General features: G+C 32.7%; 11 protein-coding genes, 1 pseudogene and 1 riboswitch. Of the genes and pseudogenes, 9 read left to right on the top strand and 3 right to left on the bottom strand.

The window, feature by feature from the left end; genetic code table 11:
- Both ACMOUI_RS05420 and hutI read left to right on the top strand, forming a co-directional pair.
- Positions 1-209: pseudogene (locus tag ACMOUI_RS05420) on the top strand (urocanate hydratase); the annotation flags it as partial.
- Positions 210-220: 11 nt separating this feature from the next.
- On the top strand, positions 221-1,465 hold the full coding sequence (gene hutI, locus ACMOUI_RS05415) for an imidazolonepropionase (protein ID WP_418964717.1): 1,245 nt from the start codon (positions 221-223) through the stop codon (positions 1,463-1,465).
- Positions 1,466-1,504: 39 nt separating this feature from the next.
- On the opposite strand, the gene ACMOUI_RS05410 is transcribed toward hutI, so the two are convergent.
- Positions 1,505-2,791 (bottom strand): NCS2 family permease, encoded by a 1,287-nt coding sequence (locus ACMOUI_RS05410; protein WP_418964716.1) that lies wholly within the window; start codon positions 2,789-2,791, stop codon positions 1,505-1,507.
- Between the two features lie 89 nt (positions 2,792-2,880).
- Positions 2,881-2,978, bottom strand: a riboswitch (purine riboswitch).
- 107 nt (positions 2,979-3,085) lie between these two features.
- Here ACMOUI_RS05410 and ACMOUI_RS05405 point away from each other — a divergent pair.
- From ACMOUI_RS05405 to ACMOUI_RS05385, 5 genes are all read left to right on the top strand, one after another.
- The gene (locus tag ACMOUI_RS05405; RefSeq protein ID WP_418964715.1) at positions 3,086-4,114 is read left to right on the top strand and encodes a threonine aldolase family protein; all 1,029 of its coding nucleotides are present in this window, start codon (positions 3,086-3,088) and stop codon (positions 4,112-4,114) included.
- Between the two features lie 148 nt (positions 4,115-4,262).
- A complete protein-coding gene (locus ACMOUI_RS05400; RefSeq protein ID WP_418964714.1) occupies positions 4,263-4,760 on the top strand; it encodes a PTS sugar transporter subunit IIA in 498 nt (165 codons plus the stop codon).
- A 93-nt stretch (positions 4,761-4,853) separates the two neighbouring features.
- Complete coding sequence (locus ACMOUI_RS05395) at positions 4,854-5,696, top strand: fumarate hydratase (protein ID WP_418964713.1); 843 nt, start codon at positions 4,854-4,856, stop codon at positions 5,694-5,696.
- A complete protein-coding gene (locus ACMOUI_RS05390; RefSeq protein ID WP_418964712.1) occupies positions 5,693-6,235 on the top strand; it encodes a Fe-S-containing hydro-lyase in 543 nt (180 codons plus the stop codon). Before ACMOUI_RS05395 ends, ACMOUI_RS05390 begins: the two co-directional genes overlap by 4 nt.
- Before the next feature lie 29 nt (positions 6,236-6,264).
- On the top strand, positions 6,265-7,440 hold the full coding sequence (locus ACMOUI_RS05385; protein WP_418964711.1) for an NAD(P)-dependent malic enzyme: 1,176 nt from the start codon (positions 6,265-6,267) through the stop codon (positions 7,438-7,440).
- 26 nt (positions 7,441-7,466) lie between these two features.
- Here ACMOUI_RS05385 and ACMOUI_RS05380 read toward each other — a convergent pair whose 3' ends face one another.
- Both ACMOUI_RS05380 and dapF read right to left on the bottom strand, forming a co-directional pair.
- Positions 7,467-8,777, bottom strand: a complete 1,311-nt coding sequence (locus ACMOUI_RS05380) for a hemolysin family protein (RefSeq protein ID WP_418964710.1) — start codon at positions 8,775-8,777, stop codon at positions 7,467-7,469.
- Positions 8,768-9,601 (bottom strand): diaminopimelate epimerase, encoded by an 834-nt coding sequence (gene dapF, locus ACMOUI_RS05375; RefSeq protein ID WP_418964709.1) that lies wholly within the window; start codon positions 9,599-9,601, stop codon positions 8,768-8,770. The genes ACMOUI_RS05380 and dapF overlap by 10 nt, the downstream gene beginning before the upstream one ends.
- A 157-nt stretch (positions 9,602-9,758) precedes the next feature.
- Here dapF and ACMOUI_RS05370 point away from each other — a divergent pair, with 157 nt between their 5' ends.
- Together ACMOUI_RS05370 and fabG are read left to right on the top strand one after the other, a co-directional pair.
- Positions 9,759-11,348 carry a chloride channel protein gene (locus tag ACMOUI_RS05370; RefSeq protein WP_418964708.1) on the top strand — a complete coding sequence of 530 codons (1,590 nt, stop codon included), beginning with the start codon at positions 9,759-9,761 and terminating at the stop codon, positions 11,346-11,348.
- Positions 11,349-11,426: 78 nt separating this feature from the next.
- Positions 11,427-12,152: a 3-oxoacyl-[acyl-carrier-protein] reductase gene (gene fabG / locus ACMOUI_RS05365; protein ID WP_418964707.1), complete on the top strand. Its 726-nt coding sequence runs from the start codon at positions 11,427-11,429 to the stop codon at positions 12,150-12,152.
- Positions 12,153-12,327: the final 175 nt, after the last annotated feature.

Here is a 12,327-nt window from a genome sequence, read left to right as displayed (position 1 = left end):
TGGTTTTAGATGGAAGTAAAAGAGTTGATAACATTTTAATGCAGGCAATGCCATGGGATGTAATGGGAGGAGTAGCAAGAAGAGCTTGGGCAAGAAATCCTCACTCCATTGAAACAGTTATAGAGTTTAATAAAAACAATGAGGGAACAGACCATATAACTTTACCATATATTGTAAATGAAACTTTAATAGAAAAATTGGTGAAATAAAAGGAGCTAAAATGGCAAGTGATTTATTAATTTATAACATAGGAACTCTTGTTACTTCTAAAGAGATAGATATATCTAATAAAAATTCTATGGAAAATATTGAGATATTAACAGATGCATATGTAGCTATTAAAAATGGTACTATTCTTTTTTTAGGGAAAGGACCTTATGATAAAACTCTTGTAGACAGTAAAACAGTTTTAATCGATGCGGATAAAGCTTTGGTTACACCTGGATTAATTGATTCCCATACTCATCTAGTCCATGGAGGTTCTAGAGAAAATGAGATGTTCTTAAAAGCTAAAGGTGCAACTTATATGGATATTTTAAATGCTGGTGGCGGAATTTTAAGTACCGTAAAAGCCACAAAAAAAGCCACAAAAGAGGAGTTAGTTGAAAAAGCTAAAGATAGTTTAAAAAAAATGCTAACATTTGGCGTAACTACAATTGAGAGTAAAAGTGGCTATGGATTAGACTTAGAAACAGAGATTAAACAATTGGAAGTCAATAAAATACTGGATAAAGAGCAACCTATTGATATTGTTTCAACTTTTATGGGAGCTCACGCTATTCCACAAGAATATAGAGGACACGAAGAGGAGTTTATTAAAAAAATTATAAAAATGCTTCCTATAATAAAAGAAAGAAACTTAGCTGAATTTTGTGATATCTTCTGTGAGCATGGAATTTTTTCTATAGAACAAAGTAAAGAGATATTAAAAGAAGCAAAAAAATTGGGATTTAAGTTAAAAATACATGCTGATGAAATTGAAAGTATTGGAGGAGCGGAGTTGGCTGGAGAGCTGGAGACCACGTCTTCAGAACATCTGATGGCCATCAGTGAAAAGGGAATCTTGGCACTTAAAAATAGTAAAGTTATTGCAAATATTCTTCCAGGAACATCTTTTTATTTAAAAAAAGAGTATGCTCCTGTCAGAAAAATGATAGAGCAAGGAGTCCAAATAGCTCTATCCACAGATTATAATCCCGGATCATGTCCCAGTGAAAATTTACAGTTAATCATGCAAATTGCAGCTTTATACTTGAATATGTCCCCTATAGAAGTTATAAAAGCAGTTACAATAAATGGTGCTAAATCTATAAATAGGGAGAGTGAAGTAGGCTCTATTGAAATTGGAAAAAAAGCTGATTTAGTCATTTTCAATTCCAAATCGCTAGAGTATATTCTTTATCATTTTGGTATTAATCATACAAAAATGGTTATAAAAAATGGAAAAATTGTCTATGAAATCTAATAGAAAGGGGATACATCAATTTGATGTATCCCCCCTCTTTTATTTAAACATTAACTCTATTACTGAGAAAAATCCTATTGCCCACATTATTGGTTTCACATGTGATAACTTTCCATTAAATACACATACCAGTATGTATGAGATAAATCCGAAAGATATTCCAATAGAGATACTATAAGTCAATGGCATCATTATTATAATTAAGAAACATGGAATTGCTACCTCTATGTTATGAAAATCTATATCCAATAGATTTTTAAACATAAACACTCCCACTAATATAAGAGCTGGAGCTGTTGCAAAAGCTGGTACAATTCCTATTAGTGGCGAGAAAAATAGTGAGATTGCAAATAGTGCAGCAGTTGTTAAAGCAGTCAATCCAGTTCTTCCTCCAACCGCAATTCCTGAAGCTGATTCAACAAATGTTGTCGTTGTAGATGTTCCTAAAAGTGAACCTATAACTGTTGCTATTGCATCAGCCTCTAAAATCTTACTTACATTCTTTATTTTACCCTTTTCATCTATCATTTCAGCCTCATGAGCACAAGCCATTATTGTTCCTAAAGAATCAAATAGATCAACAAACATAAATGAGAAAATTGATCCTAAGAATATAGGTTTAATTGCTCCCAATACATCTAACTTTAAAGCTATCGGTGCTGGACTTGGTGGCATAGATATTAACTGTGTTGGAAGTTGAACTGCACCGAATATAATTCCTAAAACTGTAGTGACAACTATCCCTATTAATATTCCACCTCTTACTTTTCTCATTTCTAGGAATCCCATAATTGCAAAACCAACTAATCCTAAAACAACATTCAGATTAAATTTTCCTAAAGCCACAACAGTTGCTGGATTACTTACAATTAATCCCATCCCTTGCATCCCTATAAAAGCTATGAATAAACCGATACCTGCTCCAACAGCCAGCCTTATCTCTGCTGGTATAGCATCAATTATCTTCTCTCTCAACCCTGAAAAAGTTAAAGCTAAAAATATAACTCCCGATATAAAAACTACTCCTAGAGCTTGTTCCCAAGTTGCTCCATTTCCTAAAACTAATGTAAAAGTGAAAAAGGCATTTAGTCCCATTCCAGGCGCCATAGCTAATGGTGCATTTACCCAAAATGCTGTGATTGCAGTTCCTATTGCCGATGCTAGACATGTAACCGTTATTAGCGCTCCTTTATCCATCCCTGTCATCGATAAAATTGAAGGATTAACAAATATGATGTAGGCCATCGTTAAAAATGTTGTAACTCCCGCTATTATCTCCTGCTTTACTGTTGTTCCATGTTCCCTTAGTTGAAACAATTTCTCCATGTTTTCCTCCTGAATTTATTTTAATATTTAATAATAATTACCGAATAAAATAAAAAAAACCTGCAAAAAACAGGTCAAAATACTTAATAAAATCTTAAGCTATGACCCATAGAAAGCTATTTAAGGTAGCTCGTAGAAACTCTTCGCCGTATTCGAAGTATATATGGTTCAAGTGAAATATATCTTTATTTTAATATTAAAGATTTATTTTAATTTTGTCAAGTCTTATTTATTTTTGCTTTTTCCAAAGAAAAAAACTATAATGTATTAGAATATTTTTTATTGGGAGGTATTATGGTAATAAAAAAATCTTTTGCTAGTGATAACTACAGTGGCGTTCATCAGAGAATTTTAGAAAAAATATCTGAAGTTAATAAGGGTCACGTAGCGGCATATGGTGCTGATGAGATTACTGAAGAAGCAATCAGCTGTCTTAAAGATATCTTTGGGGATGTGGAAGTATTTTTTGTTTTAAATGGAACTGGTGCTAATGTCCTTGCCTTAGAGGGTATGAAAGGGCGTGTATCTGCAGTTATTTCACCTGAAACAGCCCATATAGTCCAAGATGAAACTGGAGCTCCATCTAAAATAACTGGAATGCAACTGTTGACTGTTCCCAGCATAGATGGAAAATTAGATTTAGATTTAACTAAAAAATGGTTAACTTTTCAAAATAACTTTCATAAGCCTAAAGCTGAAATAATATCCATTAGTCAAACTACAGAGTATGGAACTGTCTACTCTTTGGAAGAGATTAAAAACATCTCAAAGTTTGCTAAGGAACACAATATGTTACTTCACATGGATGGTGCTAGAATTTCCAATGCAGCTGTTGCCTTAGGATGTACTTTTAAAGAGATGACAGGAGATTTAGGTGTGGATGTTTTATCCTTTGGTGGTACTAAAAATGGATTGATGATTGGAGAGGCTTTAATATTCTTCAATAAAGAACTTGCCAAAGATTTCTCTTGGATTAGAAAACAAAATCTACAGTTATATTCAAAAATGAGATTTATGTCTGCACAGTTCATTCCCTATATAAAGGAAAATATCTGGTTTGAATGTGCTAGTAATGCTAATAATGCTGCACAGTATCTAAAAGAGAGTTTAGAAAAAATTGGAATCCCTATCACAAAAGAAGTTTTAGCTAATGCTGTTTTTGCGATATTTCCTAAAGATATTATTCCTAAACTTCAACAACATTTTCATTTTTACATTTGGAATGAAACACTTAGTGAAGTGAGACTCGTTACCTCTTTTGATAGCACAAAAGAGGATGTGGATAATTTTATTAAAAAAATAAAAGAATTACTAGGAATTTAATTAATTTTTATGATATAATTTATTTATAGTACATGAATTTTTCTTTTATTCTTTGTATGCTTTTTTTTAAAAATATTATTGATTTAATGAACTAAATGTGAAATAATATTACATATATTTCGCATTTTATTTGAAAGGAGATTTAACTATGGGATTATTTGATTTCTTTAAAAAGAAAAAAGAGGATGAATGGTTTAATATCTATTCACCATTAAATGGAAGAGTTATTCCTTTAAGCGAAATACCAGATGACGCTTTTTCTCAAAAAATGATTGGAGACGGATGTGGAATTGACCCTACTGAGGGAGCAATCTGCTCACCTGTTGCTGGGGAAATTGATATTTTCGCAACTAACCACGCTGTTAGTTTTGAAGTTCCTAACGGACTTGAATTAATTGTTCACTTTGGAATTGACACAGTAAAATTAAATGGGGAGGGATTCACTAGAATCGCTGAACCAGGATCAACTGTAGAGGTTAAAGATGAGCTTATTAAATACGATTTAGCTTATATTAAAGAACACGCTAAATCAACAAAAACTCCTGTTATAATTGCTAACATGGACCAAGTTGAAGCACTTGAAGTAGTTGCTTCTGGAGATGTTAAAATAGGAGACCTTTTAATGAGAGTTAAAATCAAAAAGTAGTTTTTTAAGAAGGTGCCTCTTTGTTATTTAAAATAAAGATGGTACCTTTCTTTATTAATAAAAAAGCATACACGGAATTTTAAGGAGGAAAAAATGAGAGTACTAGATTTAGATTTAGTTACTAACGAAGTGGCTAGACTTTGTATTGAAGCTAACTATTTTATCGGTAGCGACGTTTTAAACAAAATCAAAGAGTGTCAAAAGAATGAGACTAGCCAACTGGGGAAAGTTATTTTAGGACAAATTATCGAGAATGATGAGATTGCGGCTAAGGATAACGTTCCAATGTGTCAAGATACTGGTCTTGTTGTTGTTTTCTTAGAGATTGGAACTGAAGTTAAAATTAATGGGGATATCTATTCAGCTATCAATGCTGGAGTTGCTAAGGGATATAAAGAGGGATACTTAAGAAAGTCTGTTATTAGACATCCTCTTGATAGAGTTAATACTCAAGATAATACACCTGCAGTTATCCATACAAAACTTATACCTGGTTCAGATAAAGTTAAAATTATCGTGGCTCCTAAAGGTGGAGGTTCTGAGAATATGAGTACTTTAAAAATGTTTAAACCTGCCGATGGTGTAGAGGGAATTAAAAAGTTTGTTATCGATAGTGTTAAAAATGCTGGTGGAAATCCTTGTCCTCCTATCGTTGTTGGAGTTGGTATTGGTGGAAACTTTGAAAGATGTGCTGAATTGGCAAAAGAAGCTCTTTTAAGAGAGATTGAAGATGTTAATCCTGATCCAATCGCTGCGGCATTAGAAGCTGAACTTTTAGATTTAATAAACAATACAAATGTTGGACCTCAAGGTCTTGGTGGAAAAACTACTGCTCTTGCTGTTAAAGTTGAAACTCAAGCCTGTCACTTTGCATCTTTACCAGTTGCTGTTAACTTAAATTGCCACGCTGCTAGACACAAGGAGGTAACATTATGATCAAACTAACTACTCCATTGAGAGATGAGGATATAAAAAAATTAAAATCTGGGGATGCTGTTTCTATAACTGGTGTTATTTACACAGCTAGAGATGCTGCTCATGCTAGATTGGTTAAACTTTTAGAAGAGGGTAAAGAGTTACCTTTTGATATAAAAGGACAAATTATTTATTATGCTGGACCTACTCCTGCTAAACCGGGGCAACCTATTGGAAGTTGCGGTCCTACTACTAGTTATAGAATGGATTCATACTCTCCCGCTATTTTAGATCAAGGATTAAAGGGTATGATTGGAAAAGGAGCTAGAGATCAAAAAGTTAAGGATTCTATCGTAAAAAATGGTGCTGTCTATTTTGCTGCTGTTGGTGGTGCTGCAGCTCTAATCGCTAAATCTGTTAAAAGTAGTGAAATTATCGCTTATGAAGATTTAGGAGCTGAAGCAATTAGAAGACTTGAAGTTGTTGATTTCCCTGCAATTGTAATAAACGACTGTCAAGGAAATGATCTATATGAAATAGCTAGAAATAGCTCTAAATAAAATAAATTTAATTAAAGGGGTAATATATTATGTCTACAGTTTTTGAAAAATCTTTAAAATTGCATGAGACTCATTCAGGTAAAATTGAAGTGGTGTCAAAAGTTGCCGTTACAAATAAAGAGGAGTTAAGTCTTGCTTACTCCCCTGGAGTTGCAGCTCCTTGTTTAGCAATAAAAGAGGATGTTGAAAATGTTTATAAGTACACATCTAAAGGAAACATGGTTGCCGTTGTTACCGATGGATCTGCTGTATTAGGTTTAGGAAACATCGGACCAGAAGCTGCTCTTCCTGTTATGGAAGGAAAAGCTATTCTTTTTAAAGAGTTCGCTGGTGTTGATGCTTTCCCAATTTGTTTAGACACACAAGACACTGAGGAGATTATAAAAGCTGTTAAATTAATTGCTCCAGGATTTGGTGGAATAAATTTAGAGGATATCTCTGCTCCTAGATGTGTAGAGATTGAAACAAGATTAAAGAATGAGCTTGATATACCTGTTTTCCACGATGATCAACATGGAACAGCAATTGTTGTTGTAGCAGCTCTTATCAATTCATTTAAGTTAGTTAATAAATCTTTTGAAACAGCTAAGTTTGTTGTTAGTGGTGCTGGAGCTGCTGGTAGCTCTATTATTAAGCTTCTTATTAAAATGGGAGCAAAAGATATCGTTGTTAATGATATAGATGGAATTATTAATAGAGATGATAAAGCTAACTATAACTTCCTAAAATCAGAGATTGCTGAAATTACAAATCCTGAAAACATTAAGGGTGAACTTAGAGAAGCTGTAGCTGGAAGAGATGTATTTATCGGTGTTTCTGCTGCTAATATTCTTTCTATTGACATGGTTAAAACTATGAATAAAGATTCAATTGTTTTTGCAATGGCTAACCCTAATCCTGAAATTATGCCTGAAGATGCTATTGCTGGTGGAGCAAAAATTGTAGGTACTGGTAGATCGGACTACCCTAATCAAGTTAACAATGTTTTAGCTTTCCCTGGAATTTTTAGAGGAGCTCTTGATGCTAAAGCTAAAAAAATAACTGAAGAGATGAAAATTGCTGCAGCAGTTGGAATAGCAAAATTAATCTCTGAGGATGAGTTAACTCCTGAATATGTTATCCCAGATGCTTTTGATCCTAGAGTGGCTACTGTTGTTGCTGAAGAGGTTAAAAGAATCGCTAAAGAACAAAATATCACAAGATAAAAAAAGGTAGCTTATAAGCTACCTTTTTATTTTTCCTCTTTATCCTCTGAATCATCTTCAGATTTTTTTTCCTCTTTTATTACCAATAACTGATCTATTTTAAAGTTATCCACATCAACTACTTCAAAACTATATCCATCAAACTCTATGTGTGCTCCTTTTTTAGGAATACTTTTTAACATATACATCATAAATCCAGCTATTGTTTCATAGCTATCCTCTTCTGGAAAAGCCTCAATTTCTAAGACCTTCTTAACATCTTCAGTGGCAGTAACTCCATCTATTAACCAAGAGCCATCCCCTCTTTTTATTATGTATTCCTCTTGCATTGGGTAAACCACATCTCCCATTAAAGTAGAGACAACATCATTTAAAGTTATAACTCCTACAACATGGGCATATTCATTTAGAATTACAGCAAAATCCTCTCTAGCTTCATTAAATCTATCTAGCATCTCCGATAGAGTAAGAGTATTAGGGATAATTAGAATATTTCTATTTGTTATCTCCTTTATATTTTGAAGCCCACTTGATTCTCCTTTTAAAATTCTAGGTAGGATATCTTTTGAACCAACATAACCATATATTGAGTCTATATCACTTTCACAAACTAAAAACTTAGAGTGCGGATACTCCGCTATCTTTTGCTTTATGCTCTCCTCTGTTTCCTCCAATGTAAAGTACACAATCTCATCTCTTGTAGTCATTGCTGATGAAACCCATCTCTGTTCAAGTTCAAATACATTTTCAATTAAGTGATGTTCTTTCGTATGTACTACTCCTGCTTCTGCTCCAGCATCTACCAAAGCAAATATGTCATCATGAGTGATTAGTTCATCCCTTGAATTTGGAGTGTTAAAAATTTTAAATACCAAGTTAGCTACTCCACTAAAAATCCAAACAATTGGAGTTAAGATTTTTATTGTAAAAGTCATTGGATTTACTAAAGACAAAGCTATTTTCTCTGGATAAACCATAGCTAATCTTTTAGGTATTAAATCTGCAAATTCAACAAAACATCCAGTCACAAAAGTAAATGAGATTAAAAATGCCACTGTTGAGTTTGCTATATATTTTGTTATAATGGGAGATAGAACTCCGTCTCCTATTATACCAGCTAAAATGGCAACAATGTTTAATCCTATCTGTACTGTTGTAAAAAAATTCCCAGGATTACTTTGTAAATCAATTACTTTCTTTGCATTTTCATTTCCTTCATCCACCAATAGTTGTAATTTTATTTTTCTAGCTCCTGCTAAAGATATCTCTGCCATAGAGAAAAATGCACTTATTAAAATTAAAAAAAGAATGAACACTAATTTTTCTGCTATTCCCATACTACCTCTCCTTTAAATGTGGTCTCTGCTGCTCCTGTCATAAAAACTTCATCTCCTTGTAACTTTATTTTCAATATACCACCTTCAGTTTCCACCTCTACATTTTCATCTACTAATCCCAATAGATTAGCTATATATACACCGGAACATGATCCTGTTCCACAGGCCAATGTTCTTCCTGCACCTCTTTCCCAAGTTTTTATTTTTATTCTATCTCTTCCTAAAACTTGAATAAAATTTACATTAATATTATTAGGGAACAAACTATCTTTTTCAATTTTTTCCCCTAAATGGTTAATATCTACCCCTTCTAAATCTTCACTTATAATAATAGCGTGAGGAACTCCAATTAAAACTGCTGAAAAGATTATATCCTTTCCATCTACACCAATCTTTTCATTTATAACTCTATCACCTTCCATTAAAACTGGAATCTCTTTGGGATTTAATCTAGCTTTTCCCATAGAGATTGTTATAGAATCCACTTTATCATCACTATTTACATCTAAATATGCTACCTTTATTCCATCACCTGTCTCTATTATTATTTCCCTTTTTTTAACAATTTCCTCTTCATAAACAAATTTGGAAAAACATCTAATTCCATTCCCACACATCTCACCTTTTGAGCCATCAGAATTATAGTATACCATCTTTATATCGGCAACTTGACTTTCTTCCGCAATCATTATACCATCTCCTCCAACTCCATAACGTCTGTCACAAAGTTTTTTGGCCATTTTTGAATAATTTTCATATTTATTTTCTACTCCATTAAACAGTAAAAAATCATTACCAGCTCCTTGCATTTTATTAAATTTCAAATTAATCACCCCATAGTATAACTTTTTCATTTATTTTATATTTTACCTCATCCTTTCATTTAACGCAAGTCTTTCAGTTTTGTTTGATTCTACTTTACTTTTTATAGGTTTTGTGTTACTATTCCCAAGTAATACAATATATAATCAAGGAGATTTTATGAGCAAAAAAAGAGAAATCAAAAATCACGTTGAACTTCTCCAAAAAGGCAATAGAGGCTTATATGGTTTATCTCTTCTTGTGGGTGTTATTACTGGGGTTATTGTATCAATCTATAGATACGGTTTAGAAATAGCGGGTAATCTCAGAGAACACTACATTGGTAAAGAGCTTCTTACAGACCCTTCAAAGCTTCTTTTAATTTGGGGAATTTTTATTGTTATAGGTCTTTTTGTAGATTATCTATCTAGAAAATTTCCTACAACTGGTGGAAGTGGAATTCCACAAGTAAAAGCTTTAATTTTGAGAAAATTAGACTATATCTTCTGGGTAAAAGAGTTATTAGTCAAATTCTTCGGTGGACTACTTGGAATTGGAGCTGGTCTATCTCTTGGTAGAGAGGGTCCTTCTGTACAGTTGGGTTCATATATAGGATTTGGATTTACTAAAATTTTCAAAAGAAACTATACTGATGAAAAATATCTTGTAACTGCTGGTTCTAGTGCTGGTTTAGCAGGAGCTTTTGGAGCACCACTGGCTGGAGTTATATTTAGTATGGAGGAGCTACATCGTTTCTTCTCTTCAAAACTTATCATCTGTACATTCTTAGCAAGCATTTGTTCAAATTTTGTGGCTAGAAGAATTTTTGGGATGGATCCATCTTTTAATTTGAATATCAAATATCCAACTGATGTTAACCCATATTTCCAATTTTTATTTTTTATAGTTTTTGGTATTGTCATCGCATTTTTTGGAAAACTTTTTACAGTTTCTTTAGTTAAAACTCAAGATATTTTTAAAGATATTAAATTACCTAGAGCTTTTAAAATATCATCTGTTATGACACTATCTTTTATCATATGTTTTGTTATGCCAGATATAACTGGTGGAGGTCATCATTTAGTTGAGGAGTTACCTCACCTTAAACAGACCATTCTATTTTTACTTTTAATATTTATTGTTAAACTATTATTTACAACAATATCATATGCAACAGGTTTTCAAGGTGGTATATTTTTACCAATGCTTGTTCTTGGTGCTATTTTAGGAAAAATATATGCTTTAACTCTTATTACAGCGTTTAATCTTCATAGTGACTTTATTATTCACTACATGATTTTAGGTATGGCAGGATTTTTTGTTGCCGTTGTTAGAGCTCCTATAACTGGGGTTATATTAATTTTGGAAATGACTGGTAGCTTTGACCATCTTCTGGCTATTGCTACAGTTTCCATAGTGGCCTACTACATCACAGATATTCTAAAATTAGAACCTATATATGAGATTCTATACGAGAGAATGCCAAAGAAAAGATTTGAAGATGACTTTGAAGAGGAACGTCATGAGCATCATGAAAAAACTCTTATCTGTATACCTGTTTCAGCTGAATCTGAGTTTGATGAAAAATTAGTTAAAGATATATCGTGGCCTAAAAATACCCTTGTTGTTGCTATCAGAAGAGGTGAAACTGAATATATTCCTAAAGGAAGCAGTAAAATCTTAGCTGGAGATGTGTTAGTTCTTTTACTCCCTGAAAAACAAGCTGATAAATTGAATGAAACTCTATTCAAAATGGGAACAGCTCATTAATTTTTTTAGGAAGTTATTGACATTTTTTTAAAATGATTATACTATTAAATGACACATGTATTTTATAGGAGGATCTTTATGAATAGAATAGAAGGAAAAATTGCTTTAGTAACTGGTGGAGCTAGAGGAATTGGAAGAACTATAGTTGAAAAATTAGCTTCTGAAGGTGCTGAGTTAGTTATATCTTGTGATATGGGAGAGGCTACTTTCGAACAAGCTAATATTAGACATGAAATTTTAAATGTTACTGATAGAGAAGCAATTAAAGAGTTGGTTAAAAAGATAAAAGATGAGTTTGGTAGAATTGATATTCTTGTTAACAATGCAGGTATCACTAAGGATGCTCCTTTTGTAAGAATGAGCGAAGATGCTTGGGATGCTGTAATCAATGTTAACTTAAAGGGAGTATTTAACATGACTCAAGCTGTTGCTCCTTTAATGACAAAAAATAAGAAGGGGTCAATTGTTACTATATCATCTGTAGTTGGTTTATACGGAAATATAGGTCAAGCTAACTATGCTGCTACTAAAGGTGGAGTTATTGCTATGACTAAGACTTGGGCTAAAGAGTTAGCTAGAAAAGGAGCTCAAGTTAGAGCTAACTGTGTTGCTCCTGGATTTATCTCTACTCCAATGACTGACGTTCTACCTGAGGACGTTATAAAAGGGATGCTTGAAAGAACAGCATTAGGTAAATTAGGTATGCCTGAAGATATCGCTAATACTGTTTTATTCTTAGCAAGTGATGAATCTTCATACATCACTGGACAAACTATCGAAGTTAGTGGTGGTTTAGCTCTATAATTAGAAATATACTTTAAAGGCAGGAAATTTATTTCTTGCCTTTAATATTTTAGGAGGATTTTATGAAAAAGAAAATACTAGCCATTTTATCTAGTGTTTTACTACTTTTAGCTTTTCTTTTTTTTGGACAAAATATATATTTTAAAAATACTATCGAAAAACATATGTCTATATC

Origin of the sequence: Cetobacterium sp. (assembly GCF_048470075.1) — a bacterium.
Taxonomy (GTDB): Bacteria; Fusobacteriota; Fusobacteriia; order Fusobacteriales; family Fusobacteriaceae; genus Cetobacterium_A.
Note: the sequence above shows the minus strand (reverse complement) of the source record. Positions and strands in the feature narration are given on the sequence as shown.